This is a genomic window from Streptomyces sp. NPDC093109, from assembly GCF_040701725.1.
In the GTDB taxonomy this organism is placed as follows: domain Bacteria; phylum Actinomycetota; class Actinomycetes; order Streptomycetales; family Streptomycetaceae; genus Streptomyces.
In genome coordinates this window covers 168,545-185,890 of the sequence record NZ_JBFBEZ010000008.1, presented here as the reverse complement: position 1 = coordinate 185,890, position 17,346 = coordinate 168,545, and the positions used below count along the sequence as shown (strand labels likewise).

Sequence of the window (17,346 nt, the reverse complement as noted above, 5' to 3'; positions counted from 1 at the left end):
GACGGAGGGACGGGTGCGGGTTCAGCCCTTGAGGCCGCTGGAGGTGATGGACCGGATGAACGACTTCTGCGCGAGGAGGAAGGCGAGCAGCACCGGCAGCACGGTGATCACGTTGCCCGCCATGACCGCCGACCACTGGGTGTGGTGCAGCCCCTGAAAGGTCGTCAGACCCAGTGGGAGGGTGTACTGGGTGTCGTGGTTGATGGCGATCAGCGGCCAGGTCAGGTCGTTCCACGTGGCCAGGAACGTCAGCACCGCCACCGTGCTCAGCGCGGGCCGTGACAGCGGCAGCACGATCAGCAGGAGCACCCGCAGCCGCGAACAGCCGTCGATCCAGGCGGCCTCCTCCAGCTCCCTCGGCAGGGAGAGGAAGAACTGCCGGAACAGGAACACCGCGAAGGGGGTGACCAGGGACGGGACGATCAGCGCGCCCAGGGTGTCGATGAGTCCGAGCCGCTTCATCACCAGAAAGGTGGGGATCATCGTGAGCTGGAACGGGATCGCCATGGTGGCCAGCATCGAGGCGAGCAGGACGCGCGACCCGGCGAACCGCATCCGGGCGAAGGCGTAGCCGCCCAGCGCGCCGAGGACCAGGTTGGAGCCGACCGCGACGGCCGACACGATCAGGGAGTTGGCGAACCAGCGCGGGAACATGGCGTTGCCGAGCACGTACCGGTAGCCGCCGAGATCGATGCTTGAGGGCCAGAGCGCGGGCGGGAACCGGTTGATCTCCGCGTTGCTCATCACGGAGCTGAGCAGCAGCCACAGCAGCGGGACGGCGAAGAGCAGGGCGAGGGGCGCGAGCAGCAGGTGCCAGGTGCTGAACGGCAGCCGCGTACGGGCCCGTTGGGATCCCGCTCCCGTTCCCGCCGCCACTGTCGCGGCGGGCACCGGCGCCGGGCGGGTGGTCGGTGTCGCCGTCATCGTGCGGCTCCTTCGAGGCGTCGGTCCTCACGGCCCCGGACCAGCCGCAGGGCGCCGACGGCCACCAGCAGGGCCAGGGCCAGCGCGTAGGCCGCGGCGGCGCCGTACCCGGCGGTGAAGTTCTTGAACGCCTGCTCCCAGATGAAGTAGACGATCACGGTGGTGGAGCCGAGCGGCCCGCCCTTGGTCGTCACGTACACGAGGTCGAAGACCTGGAGGGCGTTGATGGTCTGCCAGAGCAGCAGGAACACGGTGACCGGGGTGAGGGTGGGCAGGGTGACATGGCGGAGCAGGTGCCACCGCCCGGCGCCGTCGAGCCGGGCGGCTTCGAGGAGCGAGGCGGGTACGTCCTGGAGGGCGGCGAGATAGACGACCACGCAGAAGCCCGTACCGCTCCACAGCGAGATCGCCACCAGCACGAGCAGCGCCTGTCCGGGGTCGGTGAGGAATCCCTGGGCGGAGATGCCGAGCCGGTGGAGAGCCGAGTTGGCGGCGCCGAACTCGGGGTCGAGGATGAAGGAGAACAGCACGCCCTGGGCGGTGGCCGAGATGACGAACGGGACGAAGATCAGGGTGCGGTAGAGGCCGACGAGCCGGATGCGCCGGTTCAGTACGAGCGCGAGCAGCAGCCCGAGTCCGAGGCTGAGCGGCACGTACAGCGCCGTGTAGAGCAGGGTGTTGCGCACGGCCTCGGCGAAGTGCGGATCCTGGGCGAGCGCCCGGTAGTTGTCGAGCCCGACCCAGCGGCCGGGGGTGACCAGGTCGTCCGCCCGGAAGGACAGCAGCAGCGACCAGGCGACGGGGACGACGCTCAGTCCGAGGATGATCAGGACCGAGGGCGAGAGGAAGGCCCACGCGGTCGCCGACTCGCCACGGCGCCGACGGCGTGCGCCGCGCCGGACGGGTCCGGGTCCGGGTCCGGGGAGCGTGAGCGGAGTGGGCAGACGCGGCATCGTGTTCCTCTCAACGCGGGATCAGCAGGGCGGCGTTGGCCTCGTCGGCGCAGCGCCGCAGGGCCGCGGCCGGCGTGGACCGGCCGAGCAGCACGGACGCGACGGCCTGGCCGAGCGCCCGGGAGATCTGCGGATACGCGGGGTGTACGGGACGTACGCGCGCGGACTTCAGCGCCTCGGTGAAGACGGGCAGTCCTTCGGTCCCGCGGTCCTGCGCCTGCCAGGCGGGCAGTGCCCGGGTGGACCGGCTCAGCGGCAGGCCGCCGGCCATGATGTCCCAGCGCACGTCCTGCGCGGGCTGCGTGAGCCACTGGACGAAGGTGCGCGCGGCCCGTACCCGCGCCGCGCCGTTGTCGAACACGGTCCAGGTGTCGGGGCCCGAGATGGTCATCGGCCGGCCGCTGTAGCTGGGCAGCGGGACCACCCGGTAGCCGATGCCCGCCTCCCGGATGTCGGGCAGCTGCCAGGGGCCCGTGACCACCATTCCCATCCGTCCGGAGAGGAAGACCTGGTACATCTGCTCGCTGCCGGGCTTGGGGTCGACGTAGACGCTTCTGTCGCGGGCGAGCGCCGCCACCGTCTCCAGGGCCCTGACTCCGGTGTCGGCGAAGCCGATCCGCTTGCCGTCCGCCGCGATCACCTCGCCGCCGAGGTCCCACACCAGCGGCCAGAGCCGCCAGACGGTGTCCTCGTCGCCGACTCCGGGCCAGCCGGTGCCGAAGGTGCCGCGCGTCCGGTCGGTGAGCCGCCCCGCGGTCTCCACGAACTCGTCCCAGGTCCAGCCGGGCCGGGGCAGCGGCAGCCCGGCGTCCGCGAAGAGCTTCTTGTTGCAGACGACGGCGAGCGAGTCGAGCAGCGCGGGGGCCGCCCGTACCCGGCCGTTGAGGGTGACGGCCTCCCGGGCCGGGGCCCAGTAGTCGTGCCACGGGAGGGGGCCCGAGCGTACGGTGTCGGTGAGGTCCACCACCGACGGGCTGCGCGCGACGCTGGCCAGGTCCGAGCCGAAGACGTAGGCGATGTCGGGGAAGGAGCCGGCGGCGAGCGCCGCGGTGATCTTCTGGAGCATCGCGTCGGAGAGGACGCCGCCGCCGGGGTCGACACGGATCGCCGGATGGGTCCGGTTGAACTCGGCGACGAGCTGCTCGATGGCCTTGCGGCCGGTGTCCGCCTGTCCGTGCCACAGCTCGACGGTGACGCGCCCGTCGGCTCCGACGCCGTCGGCCGTACCCGCGCCGCATCCGGGCAGCGCCGCCGCGGCCGTAGCGCCCAACGCGAGCCGGGCACCGCCGCGCAGGACCGAGCGGCGGCCGGGCGCGGCGGGCATGGGAAATCCTGCGGCCATCCGGGCCTCCGGGGAAGAAGGAAGGGAACGCGGGAGGGGTGTTGCGGTGTGTCCTCCCGCGCGGGAAGGACACACCGGACCGGTCGGAGCCGGAGCCTGGGCCGGGTCAGCAGGTCTGGCGCACGTACGTGCCGCTGCCGGCCGGTGAGACGGCCACGTCGCGGCGGACGATGCTCAGCGTGTCCTTCCAGCCCGCGCAGGCCCGGGAGAGGCCCGCCGAGGTGTACTCGATGACGATCACGTTGTTGCCGAAGTACTCCGTGAAGTCACCGCACTCCTTGTACTCGCCGCACTCCTCCGCGACGGCGAAGTCGAGCCCGTTCGCCACCCGCGAGGAGGCCAGCTCGGCGGTGTTCTTCTGGGCGATGGCCAGGCCCTTGTCGTGGGCGTGCGCGGAGAGCAGGGTGATGAACGCCGTGGCGGCGCTCGTACCGAACTTGCCGCGGGAGCGGTCGTAGCTGTCGTAGTTGTCGGGCTCGACCGCCTGGAAGCCCTTGGCGGCGCAGCCGTCGATCCACCCGTTCACCTTGGCGGCGACGCGGGTGCGCTTGGCCGCGGTGCTGATGTCGAGGATGGCCTCGTCCCACTCCTCGTCGATGATGACGTTTCCGTTGGCGTCGCGGAGCAGGAGATCCGCGTCCCACTCGCCGATCTCGGCGGGCTGGACCTGGAAGGCGTTGACGTAGCAGATGTTGTACAGGCCGGCCGCCGGTGCGGCCTCGCGGTCACGGCTGACGACGGTGACGCCGGACGGCGGGGTGTAGGCGCCGCCGATCTGGTAGTCGAATCCCGCGTGCGTCGGCGGGAGGGTGATGGCCGCGGCGGCGGCCGGCTGCGCGCTCGCGGTGGAGGACGCGAGCAGCGGGGTGATCACCGCCGTCGCGAGCGCCGCGACCGCGGCGAGACATCGACGGGACCGGACACGATTGATGATCATCTTTGAGCTCCAGAAGATGGGGGGTACGTCCCCGCCTCGGACCGGAAACGGTCCTGGCGACTCAGTCCGGGCTCGCGGCGCGGGGGCCGTCTACCGGCTGGGCGTACCTCTGGCGCCGGATGCTCAACCCTGGCGTTGCATGGAGTAAAGCGATCGGAATTCTCCATGTCAACAGCTCAAAGCTGCGCGTATGACGCTCATTTGACGGATCGCGCACCTGTGCGCCGCTCCACCGTACTGGCGTTCACGGGTCGAGCTGCGCTCTTTCGCACGGAGCTATGCTCATCTCATGCTGAGAACTGAGCGCCATGCGCGGATACTTGAGCATGTGTCCGCCCAAGGCGGCGTGGACGTACACGAGTTGTCACGGCTGCTGAACGTCTCCGGGGCGACCGTACGGCGTGATCTCCAGCATCTGAGCCGGCTGAACCTGCTGCGCCGCACGCACGGCGGGGCGGTGGTCGGCAGCATCGGCCTGGAGGTGCCCGTCCAGCACCGCGCGGAGCGCCGCAGGCCCGAGAAGCAGGCCATCGCGCGGGCGGCGGCGGCCCTGGTGCCGGAGGGCGCGGTGGTCGGGATGACCGGCGGCACGACCGTTACGGAGGTGGCCCGGCTGCTGGCCGAGCGCGGGCCGGTCACGATCGTCACCAACGCGGTGAACATCGCCGCCGAACTCGTCCTGCACCGGGACGTCAACCTGGTCGTCATCGGCGGCAACGCGCGCACCGCCAGCTACGAACTCGTCGGCCCCATCGCGGAGAAGACCCTCGCCGACCACCACACGGACATGACCTTCCTGGGCGTGGACGGGATCAGCGCCGCGCACGGCTGTACGACCCACGACCAGCTGGAGGCGGCGACGGACCGCGCCTTCGCGGCCGGCAGCGGCCGGACAATCGTCGTGGCGGACCACTCGAAGATCGGGAAGGTCACCTTCGCCAAGATCTGCCCGCTGACGGACATCCACCATCTCGTCACCGACAACGGCGCGCCGACGGACCAGCTGGCCCGCATCGCGGACGCCGGAGTGCCGGTGACCATCGTCTGAACGGCTACTGGTAGGTGCAGTCCTTGCTTCCGCGCGCTCCGCTCAGCCGCGAGTCCCGCCGGCGCTGTCTGCGGGCCCGCAGCGCCCGGACCGGCGACGGCCGCCCGCCGCGTACGGTCAGCTCCCGCTCCGCGACGAGCTGCCCCAGCACGGGCACCACCCCGGGCGCCACGGGCACCGCCGCAGCGCTCCCGCGCCGGGAACGCTGCCGTACGAGCCCGCCGCGCCTGGCCCGCACGGCCACCGGCCCGGGGGCGGTCACGGGAACAGGGACGACGGGCCGCGGCGCGGGTACGGCCACCACCGTCGCCCGCGTGAGCAGCACCACACCGCGCGCCGCCACCACCGCGCCCGACAACGCCGCCACCACACCCACCGCGCCGCCCTGGAGCCGCTCGCCGAGAAGCGTGAGCCCTATCAGGGAGGCGGCGAGCGGGTTGGCGAGGGTGAGGACCGCGAGCGGCGCCCCCAGACCGCCCCGGTAGGCCGTCTGCGAGAGCAGCAACCCGCCGGCCGCGAAGGCCGCGACCACCAGCGCCACCGCGCCGACCTGCCACCACGGCAGCGCGTCCACGTCGCGGGCCGTGGCCGCGACGGTCACGGTCTGGGTGAGGGCGGACGCCACGCCCGAGATCAGCCCGGAGGCCGCCGCGTGACGCAGCCCCGGCCTGGCGCCCGGCCGGCTCAGCAGGGCGACCAGGGCCAGCGCCACCCCCGCCACTCCGAGGGCCTGCGGCAGCCCGAGGCTCGCGGCGGGGCCCGAGCCCGCGGCGGTCAGCAGGATGATCGCGAGACCGGCCAGCGTGTACGCCGTACCGCGCCACTCACCCCGGCCGACCCGCCGCCCGGCCCGGTGCGCGCCCAGCGGCACGGCCGCGACCAGCGTCAGCGCGCCCAGCGGCTGGACCACCGTGAGCGGCCCGTACGTCAGCGCCACGACATGCAGCAGCGCGCCCGTCGCGTTCAGCCCTACCGCCCACCACCAGGCGCCCCGGCCGAGCAGCGTGAGCAGCGGGGTCCCGGGGACGGTACGCGCGGCGAGCCGCTCCTGCGCCACCGCCGCCGAGGCGTACGCGAACGCCGACACGAGCGACAGGGCGACGGCGACGGCCGTCGCGCCGTTCATCTCGCGGCTCCCGTCGTGGCCACCGGCACGGCGGCGGCCGGCTCCCGGACGCCCCCGCCCCGTACGACCAGCGACCGGCGCCGGACGACCCCGGGCCGCCCCGGCGCGCGGAGGAACGCCAGCGCGACACCCAGCAGCGCGACGGCCACGACGGCGTCCAGCCAGTAGTGGTTGGCGGTGCCGACGACCACGAACAGCGTCAGCAGCGGGTGGAGCAGCCAGAGCCACCGCCACCGCGTCCGGGTGGCGGCGATCAGGCCGACCGCGACCATCAGGGCCCAGCCGACATGGAGCGAGGGCATCGCCGCGAACTGGTTGGCCAGCGAGTCCTGCGCGGGGGCCGCGCCGTACACCGTCGGCCCGTACACCCGCCCGGTGTCCACCAGCCCGGTCCCGGTGAGCAGCCGCGGCGGAGCGAGCGGCATCAGCAGATGCAGCACGAGCGCGGCGCCGGTCAGGGCGGCGAGAACCCGGCGCGACCAGAGGTAATGCGCGGGCCGGCGCCAGTAGAGCCAGCCCAGGAAGAGCACCGTCGCCGGAAAGTGCACGGTCGCGTAGTACGTGTTCGCCAGGTGAACAAGCGTGCTGTCGTGCAGCAGCACGCCCTGCACGCCGCCCTCCCCCGGCAGCCGGAGCGCCCGCTCCCACTCCCAGACACGGTCCGCGTTGCGGAACGCCTCGGCGGTGTGGCCGGTCGCGGCCTGCCTGCCGAGCTTGTAGACGAGAAAGAGTCCGACGACGAGCAGCAGTTCACGTACGAGGGGCGGTCGGGCGGAAGAATCCTGCTTCCGTTCGGCGGTCCCAGCGCGGGCGTTGATGGTCACCACCCGACCCCTTTGCATGGACGACACGCCGTGGCTGGACGACGTCGTGGTACGGCGACGCGCCCTGGGCCGCGTCCTATCGATACGCCAGTGTACCGATACGCGATCGTATCGGTACACTGGCGTATCGATACCGCAGGACGGGAGAGACGATGACGACGCAGCCACGCCGCTCCAAGATCACGCCGGAACGGGAACAGGAGTTCTACGAAGCAGCCCTCGACCTGCTCCGGGAGGACGGCTACGAGGCCCTGACCATGGAGGGCGTCGCGGCCCGCTCCCGCTGCGGAAAATCCACGCTCTACCGGCAGTGGGGCACAAAGCAGCGGCTGATCGCCGCGGCCCTGCACGGCACACGCTGTGCCCGGCTCGCCGACATCGACACCGGCACCCTGGAAGGCGACCTGCGGGCCATGGCCCGCTCGGCGGCGCAGTTCTCGGGGCGCGACACCTCACTGATGCACGCGCTCGGCCACGCGGTCCTCCAGAACCCGGAGCTGCTGCGAGCACTGCGCGAGACCCTCGTCGAACCGGAGGTCGCGGCGATCAACGGCGTGGTCCGGCGCGCCGTGGAACGCGGCGAGATCGCGCCGGACAACCCCGCCGTGGAGTTCGTCGCCGTCCAGCTGTCGGGCGTCATCCGCGCCCGCCCGATCCTGGAGGGCCGCCCGGCCGACGAGGCATATCTCACCCGCTTCATCGAAGCCTCAATCCTGCCGGCGCTTGCGCCTCGCCAGGGGTCCGCCTTGGGCTGAGCCCGGCACATACCTGCGGGTTTGCCTCCCGGCGAGGGGCCGCACTCCGTCTTGGGCTCGGCCCGGTGCACACGTGCGGGTTTGCCTCCCGGCGAGGGGCCGTGGTCCGTCCTGGGCTCGGCCCGGTGCACACGTGCGGGTTGTTGCCGGGTACCCCTCCGGGGGCACGTGCCCGGACTGCACGGGCCGCCTCCCGTCGCAGGGGCCGTGGTCCGTCCTGGGCTGAACCCGGTTCGTACCTGCGGGTTGTCACCGGGTGCCCCTCCGGGGGCACATGCCCGGACTGCACGATTTACGCCGCGTGCGGGCCGGAACACACAGCGCGGGTCTCGCTCAGCGGCACAAATCGCGCTTTACGTCCGGACACATACCCCCTGCGGTGCCCCCTTCACCACCCGCACAGACCCACCCGCCCCGGCCGGGCACGGCCGTTTGCGCGCGAGCCGACCACCGACCGGAGGGGGCCGGGGTCGCAGGAGGTGACGTCCCCGGATGTAGAGCGTGATTTGTGCCGCTGAACGCGCCTGCAGTCGGCCGACGGAGCCGCACGCGGCGTAAATCATGCATCCGGGGATGCGCCTCCGGAGTGCCCCGGCACCCGGCACCGCGTGCACCGGCCGCACCCGCACCGCACCGCCAAGCCCACGGCCCCTCGCCGGGAGGCGACCCCGCCGGGAGGCGACCCCGCGACTACGTCGATCGGCGTACCCGCACCGATCCGCTCCATCTCGGCCAGGCGGCCCGGATCATATACGAGCCGTGACGAAAACGCGCCCCCACACCGCCCAACCGTGCCGCCCACCGCGCCCGCCCGGGGCCCGGACAGGCCCGGCGCGGAACGCGCCCACGTGGCGATGATCGGGCTAGCTCACAATCAGTCAATTTCAGCCAGCGTGTGCCCAGTTGGATCGTTGTTGACGATTCGAGATGGACAGATACGCTCCACCCGAACGGCATCGCCCCATTCGCATCAGGAGGCCGATCATGTCCCGTGTCTCGGAACAGAGCCTGGTCCGACAGCTCCCGGCCGTGCCGTTCTACTGCCCCGTTCCGCCCGCGCGCCACCGGTCCGCCGACGCGCTCAACGAGCGGACCGTGGGGTGGATGCTGCGCCAGCGGCTGGATACGGACGAGCGCCAGGTCAAACGGCTCGCCGTCTGCGACTTCGGCGGGCTGACCGCCGCGACCATGCCGTACGGGCGGTTCGAGCCGCTCACCCTGATGGCCAAATTCCATGCCGTGCTGTTCTCCCTCGACGACGGCGTGTGCGACGAGTCGGGGGCCTCGGCGGATCTGCTCGCGCAGGAGACCTCGCGGATCATGCGCGCCGTGGAGGCGCCCGAGGCGGGCTCCGCCGGGGACTCGCCGCATACGGCGGCGCTGCGCCGGCTCCGGGGCGAGCTGGCGGCGTTCGCCTCGCCCCGGCAGCTGCGGCGCATGACGGAGGCGATGCGCGTGTACACCTCCGGGCTGGTGTGGGAGGCGTCGTGGCGCGGCCGGTCGGAGCTGCCCTCGCTGGACGACTACGTCACGCTGTGGATGCGCTCCATCGGGATGGCTCCCTCCACCGCGATGATCGAGATCGTCGGTGGTTTCTCGGTCCCCGACCGGGACCTTCAGGACGCCCGGGTGCGGGCCCTCACCGAGATCACCTGGACCCTGGTCAGCTGGGACAACGATCTGTACTCGCGCAACAAGGAGCTGGAGCGCGCCGACGACAACCTCAATCTGATCGATGTCGTCTGCCAGGAGCAGGACTGCGAGCCGCAGCGCGCGCTCGTGCGGGTCGTCACGATGCGGGACCGGGTCATGGTGCTCTTCGAGCGGCTGGCCGCGCAGGTCCTCGCCGGTGCCGACAAGGACCTGCGCCGGTATGTGAACGGACTGGCCCAGTTCGTCCGCGGCCATCTCGACTGGGCGTCGTCCTGCCCCCGTTACGCCGTCGACTCGGGGCCGCGGGCCACCCCCGGTGGCTGGTGGAAGCCGCAGCCGGCGGACGACAGCCTGGAGCCGCTCCCGATCCCGACGATCGCGTGGTGGTGGGACCAGCTGGCTCCGACGGGGAGTTGACGTACCGTCAACTGCCGTTCCACCAGCGGGACACCGCCGTCCAGGCGCGGCGCGGCGCGCTGTCGGTGCGCTGCGCCGGGACCGGGACCGCCCGCGGCTCCGGCGCCGGTTCGGCGGCAAGCGACTCGGCGGCGGGGACGGGAGTCGCGTACGCCGGCTGCGGCACGATCGGTGCCGAGCCGGGCCGGGGCGACTCCACCTGCCACTGCGGTCGCGGTACGGCGGCCGTCGCGCTCGGCGGGCCGGCGACGTCCTGGGGCGGCCTGGGCGCGAACGTCACGGGCAGCTCGGTCAGCTGGTGGGACATCAGGGCGCCGGAGTACCGCAGTTCGCTCTCTTCGACGGCCAGTTGGAGATCCGGCAGCCGCATCAGCAGCGCGTCGATCCCGGTGTCGGCGATGGCGCGGCCGATGTCCTGGCCGGGGCACTCGTGCGGGCCGCCGCTGAAGGCGAGGTGGGCCCGGTTGCCCTGCATGTGGGCGCGGAGATCGGGGCGTACCACCGGGTCCACGTTGGCCGCGGCGATCCCGACGATCAGCGCGTCGCCCGCCTTGATGCGCTGGCCGCCCAGTTCGGTGTCGCCGACCGCCCACCGACCGAAGATCGTGGTGAACGGCGGCTCGTCCCACAGCGTCTGCTCGACCGCGTCCGGCAGGGTCATGTGGCCGCCGCTCAGCTGGGCCCGGAACCGGGGGTCGGTGAGCACCATGCGCAGCACATTCGCGATGAGGTTGGCGGTCGTCTCGTACGCCGCGATGAGCACCAGCCGCAGATGCTGGCCGACCTCGTCGTCGGTGAGCCCGGCCGGGTGCTCCACCAGCCAGGTCGCGAAGTCCTCCTCGGGTGCGACGCGACGGCGCTTGACCAGCCGGATCAGCGCGGCCATGACATAGGCGTTGGACTCGTTGGCGGTCTCGGTGCCCTTGATCATGTCGCGGGCCGCCTGCACGAGCCGTTCGCTGTACTCCTCGGGCATGCCGAGGATCTGCGCCATCACCATCATCGGCAGGTGTTCGGCGAAGCTGCTGACCAGGTCGGCCCGGCCGTCCTGGCAGAAGTCGTTGACCAGCCGGTTGCTGTAGCGGTTGATGTAGCGGCGGACGCCCCGGTGGTCGATGCGGGCGATCGAGTCGGTGACCGCGCCGCGCAGCCGCTCGTGCTCCGCGCCGTCGGCGAACACACAGATCGGCTGCCAGGTGAAGACGGGCGCCAGGGGGTGGTCCGGGGGCGCGCTGCCGTCGTGGAGCGCGCGCCAGCGCCGGGAGTCGCGGGAGAACTGCGACGGCGTACGCGTCATGTGCAGGTTCTCGCTGTGGCCGAGCACCAGCCATGCCGGTACGTCGCCCTGGAGCAGTACGGGGGCCACGGGCCCGTGTTCGGCGCGCAGCTTCTCGTACAGGCCCATCGGGTCGCGCTCGGCCTCGGGCCCGTACAGCCGCCGGGGCGCGGGCGTACCGCTCAGGCTGTCTATGTCGTACGGGCTCAGGCCGTGGGCCGGGCAGCCGGGGGGCGGCACCGGGCGGTCGTCCGACCCGGGCCGGGGGGAGAAGGGGGTGGTCACGGTCGCTCCAGGGATCAGGCCGGAAGGGATGGGGGTGGGCCGGGGCCGGGTGCCTGTCCGGGCGGTCCGGCCGGACAGGACGGGGTGCCGCGACCGGCGGTAGGGGCCGGTCGCGGCGGTGGCGCGGCGGGTCAGCCCGCCGGTACGGCCAGCGCGTGCAGATAGCGCATCAGGGTGAGCAGCGTGTCGCGGCTCGACTCGCGCAGCCGGGCGTCGCAGTCGATCATCGGCACCTCGTCCGGCAGATCGAGGGCCTTGCGCAGCGCTTCGACGGGGTGGTGCGGCGCGTCCGGAAAGGTGTTGACGGCGACGACGAACGGGACGCCGCGCTCTTCCAGCCGTCCGATCACGTCGAAGCTGACTTCGAGGCGGCGGGTGTCGACGAGGACGACGGCTCCCAGCGCGCCTTCGAAGAGGCCGTTCCACAGGAACCAGAAACGTTCCTGGCCGGGGGTGCCGAAGAGGTAGAGCACCAGCCGCTCGCTGATGCTGATGCGGCCGAAGTCCATGGCGACCGTGGTGGCGGTCTTGCTCTCGACCCCGGAGTTGTCGTCGACGCCCACCCCGGCCTGGGTCATGGTCTCTTCGGTGGTGAGCGGGCGGATCTCGCTGACCGAGCCCACCATGGTCGTCTTGCCGACCCCGAAGCCGCCCACGATCACGATCTTCACCGCGGAGGTGGCCGTGTCGGGCAGGACGTCCTCGCTCCTGGGGCCGGTGATCGTGTCAGAGTCTCTGAAGTCCATGCATCACCGCTTCGAGAAGGGACCGGTCGGGGAGTGAGGCGCGCACGATGGGCGCGCGCGATTCGACCAGTTCGGTCGCGAGGAGCTCGGTCAGCAGTGCGGTCACCACGCTGAACGGGAGGCTGAGATAGGCGGAGATCTCGGCCACGGACAGCGGTGCCCGGCAGAGCCTGAGGATGGCGGCCTGTTCGGGCTGGACCGTCGGTGACGGCTCGTCACACGCCATGATCATGGTGACCAGGTCGAGGGACGCGCGTTCGGCGCCGTCGGGGCCGCCGGTGATCACGTACAGCCGTCCGGGGTCGGTGACGTCCGTCTCGGGCTGCCGGCGCTCCCGGGGGGAGGGCAGACCGGGAGGGCCGGTCATCCGGCCTGCCCGTCGTGGCGCGGCGGGCTGGTCAGGTGGGCGCCGATCCGTACGACCATGTCCCGCATCCGGGCGCCGACCAGGCCGGCGTCCACCGTGTCGGCGGCGAGGACGGCGAGATAGGCGCCGGCTCCCGCCTCCATCAGGTAGAAGAAGCCGCCCCCGATCTCGATGACGACGAGCCGCATCCGGCCGTCGCTGTGCGGGATTTCGACGGCGACGGCGGCGGCCAGGCTCTGCAGGCCGGCGCAGGCCGCCGCGAGCCGGTCGGCGGCGTCCGGGTCACCGCCGTGCCGGGCGATCCTGAGCCCGTCCGCGGAGAGCACCACGATCTGGTGGATCTGCGGCACGCCGTCGGCCAGCTCCTTGAGCATCCAGTCCATGTTGGCCCGCTGCTGAATCACTTGAGATCTCCCTTGTCCCGCACATCGTCGGAGTCACCGCGGTCGCCGGGCCGCCGGTCCGGGGGCTCACCGGCCCCGGCCGACGGCTCCTGGGGGGTGCCGTTGACCGCATTCGTGAACGCTTCGAGCCAGATGCCGGGGCCTGGCTTCTCCTCGCCGGGACCGCTCGGGCCGGGGACGTGTCCGCCGTATCCGTTGGTCCGGCCGGCGGCCGGCGGGGTGCCGTACGTGCCGGCGGCGGACACGTGTCCGTTGTTGATCAGGCCGAGGTTGTGGGAGCCGAGCGGGGCCCGGCCGCGGCTGCGGCGCTGCGGCAGTCCGTTCTCCGTCCACTCGGTGACCACGGGTACGTCGTCCTCGGCGGCCGGCACGGACACGCGGGCGGCGGGCGGCACGGGGACCGTGACCGGGGCCGACGGCTGGGGGCCGGTGACCGCCCTGACCCGGTGGGCGGGGCGCAGCATGTCCTTGGTGGGCAGGTCGTTGGGGACGCCCCGGGGTCCTGCGGTGGCGCCGATGCCGTGGGCGATGCCGGGCGCGGGCCCGGTGGTCACGACATCGCGCGGCACGATGAGGACGGCGCGGACGCCGCCGTACGCCGACTGCCGCAGTGAGACCTGGAGGTGGTACATCTGGCAGAGCCGTCCGACCACGGCCATGCCGAGCCGGGGGGTCTCCCCGAGGTCGTTGAGGTCGATTCCGGCCTGGGCCTTGGCGAGCATGCGCTCGGCCCTGGCGCGGGCCTCCTCGCTGAGGCTGACGCCGCCGTCCTCGATCTCGATGGCGATGCCGGTCTGCACCTCGACCGCGGTGACATGGACGCGGGTCTGCGGGGGCGAGTAGCGGGTGGCGTTGTCGAGGAGTTCGGCGCAGGCGTGGATGAGGGGTTCGACCGCGGTGCCGACGATGGCGACCTTGGCGATGGAGTGCAGATCGACGCGCTGGTACTCCAGGATCCGGGACATCGCGCCGCGCAGCACGCTGAACAGCGGTACGGGCTTGGGCCACTGGCGTCCCGGGCGGGCCTTGCCGAGTACGGCGATGCTGTCGGCGAGGCGGCCGATCAGCGCGGTGCCGTGGTCGATGCGCAGCAGGTCGTCGAAGACCTCGGGGTTGCGGCCGTGGGCCTCCTCCATCTCGCGCAGCTCGCTGGCCTGCTGGTGCACGATCGACTGCACGCGGCGCGCGATGTTCACGAAGGAGCGCTGCGCGGACTCGCGCATGGCTTCCTCGTCGTCGATGATCTTGAGTACGGAGTAGAGCAGGGAGCGCTGCGCCGTGGGCAGTTCGCGGTAGCGCTCGTCGGCGTCGACGATGTCGCGCATGACCTCCCGGGGCGACTGGCCCTGGCGGAGCCGGTGGATCGTGACCGGCATCAGCTCCTTGCCGAGCCGTACGGTCTCCTCGTCGTGTTCGGCGAGACGCCTCTCCAGGGCGGCGACGCGGTGGGCGTGCTGTGCGCGCAGGGCCGTGACGGTCGCACGGCGGCGGGCCAGCTCGCCGGCGCACCAGGCGACCACACCGGTGGCGGCCACGCCGTACAGCACCAGCGGTATGCGCGCGGCGTCCGGGGCAGCCGCGACGACGACGGCGGTGGCGGCGGCCATCAGGGCGACGGGGAGCGCGAGCGCGCGCACGACGGGCGACGCTTGATCATTCGGGGGTGCTTCAACACGAACCATGTGAGCCCTCTGGCGGTCGATTCAGGTCGGATAATTCGAACAATCGCGGAACAGGGGAACAAGTGCCTGATTACGTATCAACTCGGCGCGCTCCGCGAGAGCTTAGCCCGCCACAAACGACACTTCGGCCTCTTCGCGCAACCTCACGCACAGGCCACACCTTCGGGCATAGACTCGCGCATTTGCACGGAGTGCTTTCGATTCAGCACGAAGCGTGATGTCCCGGGGCATGACGAAGGGGCCGTTCCCGACGGAAACGGCCCCTTTTCGTACAGCGCTGTCGCGCGAGGGTGTGTTACGAAGCGACGTCCGCGGCGAGAAGGCCGAGCAGCTCCTCGACGATCGCGGGCGCCTGGCGCTGGAGCGCGGCGACGTCGATGCCCTCGTCACCGAGGATCGAGAGCAGGGCCCGGTCGCCCACGGCCAGCACGATGACCTGGCCGCCGCCGCAGCGGATGACGACATCGCGCAGCGCGCCGGCGTCCGCCTGCTGCGCCATCCGGGCGCCGAGTCCGAGCGTCGCCGCGGCGAGCGCCGCGATGGCCTCGGGCTGGACGGTGTCGGTGTCGGCGGCCACCAGCAGGCCGTCGGCGGTGGAGAGGACGCTCTCCGACGCTCCCATCACCCGCTCCCGCAGCGAGGCCAGCACCTCGACCAGCGAGCCGAGCGGGACGGGGGACGTGATGGGCGAGTCTGCGTGCATGCTGTGCGCTCCTTGGTGATGATCCGGCCGAGGGTCGTGCCGTGGGGCGTCGTACGCGGCTCCGGACCGGAGGGGGATCACGACCCCCGGGTCATCGGGCCTGGTGAGCTGCTGAAGTCCGGTGAGTGGCTATAAGTCGTCCTGTGGGGCGGGCAGTTCCGGCCCGCGCGCCGTCCGGTCCGGGCTCGCGCCGCGGATCCGCCGGGGCAGCGAGGCGGCCGGCGCCGGCAGCACCGCGACCGGCTGTCCGGCGCGGGCGCGCGGGGCGGTGCTCGGCCGGTCGGTCCTGCGCGGGCGGTCCCACTCGATGAGCCCGAGGCCGTCCATCCTGATCAGATCCGCCATGACACCGAAAAGGCCCCGGCCCAGCGTGAACGCCAGATCGCGGGGGGTGCGGCGGCCGTTGGCGGTGACGAGCAGGGACCGGTAGCGCGACGGCAGCCGGGCGGCCCGGCCGTCGGCGCCCGCGGAGGGCCGGCTCTTCGCCCGCGCCAGCTCGGCCGGCGGGCCCCATTTCCTGGAGACGGCCGCCACCCGGCGCGAGGTCTCCTCCGCCAGGGCGTGTGGCTCGATCCCGCTCCGGCTGAGTACGGTCACCGCCGACTCGCCGACCTCCCACTCGCTGGGTTTGCCCAGGGACAGCGCGAACGCGCCCTCGAAGACCGCCGCGGCGCAGACCAGTTCCAGCTCGGCCTCGCTGATCCGCCCCTGGCCGGCCAGCGCGGCGCCGAGGCCGTCCGTCTCCCGGGTGGCGGTGAGGGCGGCGGCCCAGCCCTCGTCGTCGATACGGCCCGTTTTCAGCAGCGCGGACTCTACGGACGGCGTGCCCGGAGTCTCGATCGCGCCGACCAGTCCGGCCCGCAGATGAATCGTTCCTCCAGGTGCGCCGGACAGCCTCACGGTGCCGCTGAAGTTGTCCTGGCGCAACTGGCGCAGCAGAGCGGGCACATTGCGCGGGTCTCCGGTCGTCATGCCAGCACACCTTCCGCGTGACCGTTCAACTGCCGCAGGGCCAGGGCGAGATTCGTCCGGTCGCGGTCGAGCGAGGCGACGAGGAGCAGCGGGTCCCCGGCGCTCCGCACGGTCTGCACCACGTGGTACCGGCGCGCACTGGTCACGATCACGCTCTCCAACTCGCTTCCGTCCCCGGCCCGTCCCACTTGGTCGGTGATCACGGCTGTCACTTCCGCGGTGTCCACGCCGTCCCCGACCTCCAGCGCGTCTCCGACTGCGCAGTAGGTGAGCCCGGTGACCGCGTCCACCAGGGCGGCTCCGGTGACTCCGGGGGTTTCCAGGAACCGGGAGAGGGACGCTTCCAACGCTGACACGGACACCCCTTCATTTTAAGACAGATTACACAGTAGCCTAGTCTGTAACTTGCGCTTTAGTGACCGATCTTGGCGCTTTCGCCGCTCCGCTGCCGAGATCTCGGCACGACGACCCGCGCCATCAGCTTGAGGAACAGGAACCGCGATGAACCTTGACACCGCACTCAAAGAGGCCATGACCATCGACGGCGCCATCGGGATCGCGGCGGTCGACTACGAGAGCGGCATGTCGCTCGGCATGCTGGGAGGCGGTCAGGGCATCGACCTGGAGATCGCCGCCGCCGGTAACACCGAGGTCGTTCGCGCCAAGGTGCGCACCCTGGCCACGCTGGACATCGATGACGCCATCGAGGACATCCTGATCACCCTCGGCAAGCAGTACCACCTGATCCGCCCGCTCTCCGCCAGCCGCGGCTCGCTCTTCCTCTACCTGGCGCTGGACCGCTCGCGGGCCAACCTGGCGCTGGCCCGGCACAACCTCCGCCGTATCGAGAACGACCTGGAGATCTGACCGCCCGTTCCCGTCGCCCCTCCCTCCGGTGTCCCCTGTGGCTATCGTGACCGGTCACGGACAAC

18 protein-coding genes are annotated in these 17,346 nt (G+C 71.9%); 4 read left to right on the top strand and 14 right to left on the bottom strand.

Translation table 11 applies throughout. The features are described 5' to 3' along the window. Nucleotides 1-21 precede the first annotated feature (21 nt). From AB0389_RS11225 to AB0389_RS11210, 4 genes are all read right to left on the bottom strand, one after another. Nucleotides 22-924 carry a carbohydrate ABC transporter permease gene (locus tag AB0389_RS11225; RefSeq protein WP_366395068.1) on the bottom strand — a complete coding sequence of 301 codons (903 nt, stop codon included), beginning with the start codon at nt 922-924 and terminating at the stop codon, nt 22-24. Next, a complete protein-coding gene (locus tag AB0389_RS11220) occupies nt 921-1,877 on the bottom strand; it encodes a sugar ABC transporter permease (RefSeq protein WP_366395067.1) in 957 nt (318 codons plus the stop codon). Before AB0389_RS11220 ends, AB0389_RS11225 begins: the two co-directional genes overlap by 4 nt. Nucleotides 1,878-1,887: 10 nt before the next feature. Then, nucleotides 1,888-3,201 (bottom strand): ABC transporter substrate-binding protein, encoded by a 1,314-nt coding sequence (locus AB0389_RS11215; protein ID WP_366395066.1) that lies wholly within the window; start codon nt 3,199-3,201, stop codon nt 1,888-1,890. Between the two features lie 124 nt (nt 3,202-3,325). Beyond that, a complete protein-coding gene (locus AB0389_RS11210; RefSeq protein ID WP_366395065.1) occupies nt 3,326-4,156 on the bottom strand; it encodes an endo alpha-1,4 polygalactosaminidase in 831 nt (276 codons plus the stop codon). A gap of 289 nt (nt 4,157-4,445) precedes the next feature. On the opposite strand from AB0389_RS11210, the gene AB0389_RS11205 reads away from it, so the two are divergent. Further along, nucleotides 4,446-5,204 (top strand): DeoR/GlpR family DNA-binding transcription regulator, encoded by a 759-nt coding sequence (locus AB0389_RS11205; RefSeq protein ID WP_366395064.1) that lies wholly within the window; start codon nt 4,446-4,448, stop codon nt 5,202-5,204. A gap of 4 nt (nt 5,205-5,208) precedes the next feature. Here AB0389_RS11205 and AB0389_RS11200 read toward each other — a convergent pair whose 3' ends face one another. Both AB0389_RS11200 and AB0389_RS11195 read right to left on the bottom strand, forming a co-directional pair. Next, on the bottom strand, nt 5,209-6,330 hold the full coding sequence (locus AB0389_RS11200; protein ID WP_366395063.1) for a hypothetical protein: 1,122 nt from the start codon (nt 6,328-6,330) through the stop codon (nt 5,209-5,211). Next, on the bottom strand, nt 6,327-7,148 hold the full coding sequence (locus AB0389_RS11195; protein ID WP_366395105.1) for a phosphatase PAP2 family protein: 822 nt from the start codon (nt 7,146-7,148) through the stop codon (nt 6,327-6,329). The genes AB0389_RS11200 and AB0389_RS11195 overlap by 4 nt, the downstream gene beginning before the upstream one ends. Nucleotides 7,149-7,306: 158 nt before the next feature. Here AB0389_RS11195 and AB0389_RS11190 point away from each other — a divergent pair, with 158 nt between their 5' ends. Both AB0389_RS11190 and AB0389_RS11185 read left to right on the top strand, forming a co-directional pair. After that, nucleotides 7,307-7,909, top strand: a complete 603-nt coding sequence (locus AB0389_RS11190; RefSeq protein WP_366395062.1) for a TetR/AcrR family transcriptional regulator — start codon at nt 7,307-7,309, stop codon at nt 7,907-7,909. 984 nt (nt 7,910-8,893) lie between these two features. Next, nucleotides 8,894-9,979, top strand: a complete 1,086-nt coding sequence (locus AB0389_RS11185) for a hypothetical protein (protein ID WP_366395061.1) — start codon at nt 8,894-8,896, stop codon at nt 9,977-9,979. Nucleotides 9,980-9,986: 7 nt separating this feature from the next. Here the strand turns inward: AB0389_RS11185 and AB0389_RS11180 are convergent, their stop codons facing one another. The 8 genes from AB0389_RS11180 to AB0389_RS11145 all read right to left on the bottom strand — a co-directional run bounded on the left by AB0389_RS11180 (nt 9,987) and on the right by AB0389_RS11145 (nt 16,770). Further along, the gene (locus tag AB0389_RS11180) at nt 9,987-11,540 is read right to left on the bottom strand and encodes a cytochrome P450 (protein ID WP_366395060.1); all 1,554 of its coding nucleotides are present in this window, start codon (nt 11,538-11,540) and stop codon (nt 9,987-9,989) included. 131 nt (nt 11,541-11,671) lie between these two features. Next, nucleotides 11,672-12,286, bottom strand: coding sequence for an ATP/GTP-binding protein (locus tag AB0389_RS11175; RefSeq protein ID WP_366395059.1), 615 nt, complete (start codon nt 12,284-12,286; stop codon nt 11,672-11,674). Next, nucleotides 12,267-12,653, bottom strand: a complete 387-nt coding sequence (locus tag AB0389_RS11170; RefSeq protein WP_366395058.1) for a DUF742 domain-containing protein — start codon at nt 12,651-12,653, stop codon at nt 12,267-12,269. Before AB0389_RS11170 ends, AB0389_RS11175 begins: the two co-directional genes overlap by 20 nt. Next, nucleotides 12,650-13,057 carry a roadblock/LC7 domain-containing protein gene (locus tag AB0389_RS11165; RefSeq protein ID WP_114663846.1) on the bottom strand — a complete coding sequence of 136 codons (408 nt, stop codon included), beginning with the start codon at nt 13,055-13,057 and terminating at the stop codon, nt 12,650-12,652. The genes AB0389_RS11170 and AB0389_RS11165 overlap by 4 nt, the downstream gene beginning before the upstream one ends. Further along, nucleotides 13,054-14,739, bottom strand: a complete 1,686-nt coding sequence (locus AB0389_RS11160) for an ATP-binding protein (protein ID WP_366395057.1) — start codon at nt 14,737-14,739, stop codon at nt 13,054-13,056. The genes AB0389_RS11165 and AB0389_RS11160 overlap by 4 nt, the downstream gene beginning before the upstream one ends. Nucleotides 14,740-15,034: 295 nt before the next feature. Then, complete coding sequence (locus AB0389_RS11155; protein WP_366395056.1) at nt 15,035-15,442, bottom strand: roadblock/LC7 domain-containing protein; 408 nt, start codon at nt 15,440-15,442, stop codon at nt 15,035-15,037. A 129-nt stretch (nt 15,443-15,571) separates the two neighbouring features. After that, entirely contained in the window at nt 15,572-16,414 is an 843-nt protein-coding gene (locus AB0389_RS11150) for a hypothetical protein (protein ID WP_366395055.1), read from the bottom strand. Next, nucleotides 16,411-16,770 (bottom strand): hypothetical protein, encoded by a 360-nt coding sequence (locus tag AB0389_RS11145; protein ID WP_366395054.1) that lies wholly within the window; start codon nt 16,768-16,770, stop codon nt 16,411-16,413. The genes AB0389_RS11150 and AB0389_RS11145 overlap by 4 nt, the downstream gene beginning before the upstream one ends. Before the next feature lie 145 nt (nt 16,771-16,915). On the opposite strand from AB0389_RS11145, the gene AB0389_RS11140 reads away from it, so the two are divergent. Continuing rightward, the gene (locus AB0389_RS11140) at nt 16,916-17,281 is read left to right on the top strand and encodes a hypothetical protein (RefSeq protein ID WP_366395053.1); all 366 of its coding nucleotides are present in this window, start codon (nt 16,916-16,918) and stop codon (nt 17,279-17,281) included. Nucleotides 17,282-17,346: the final 65 nt, after the last annotated feature.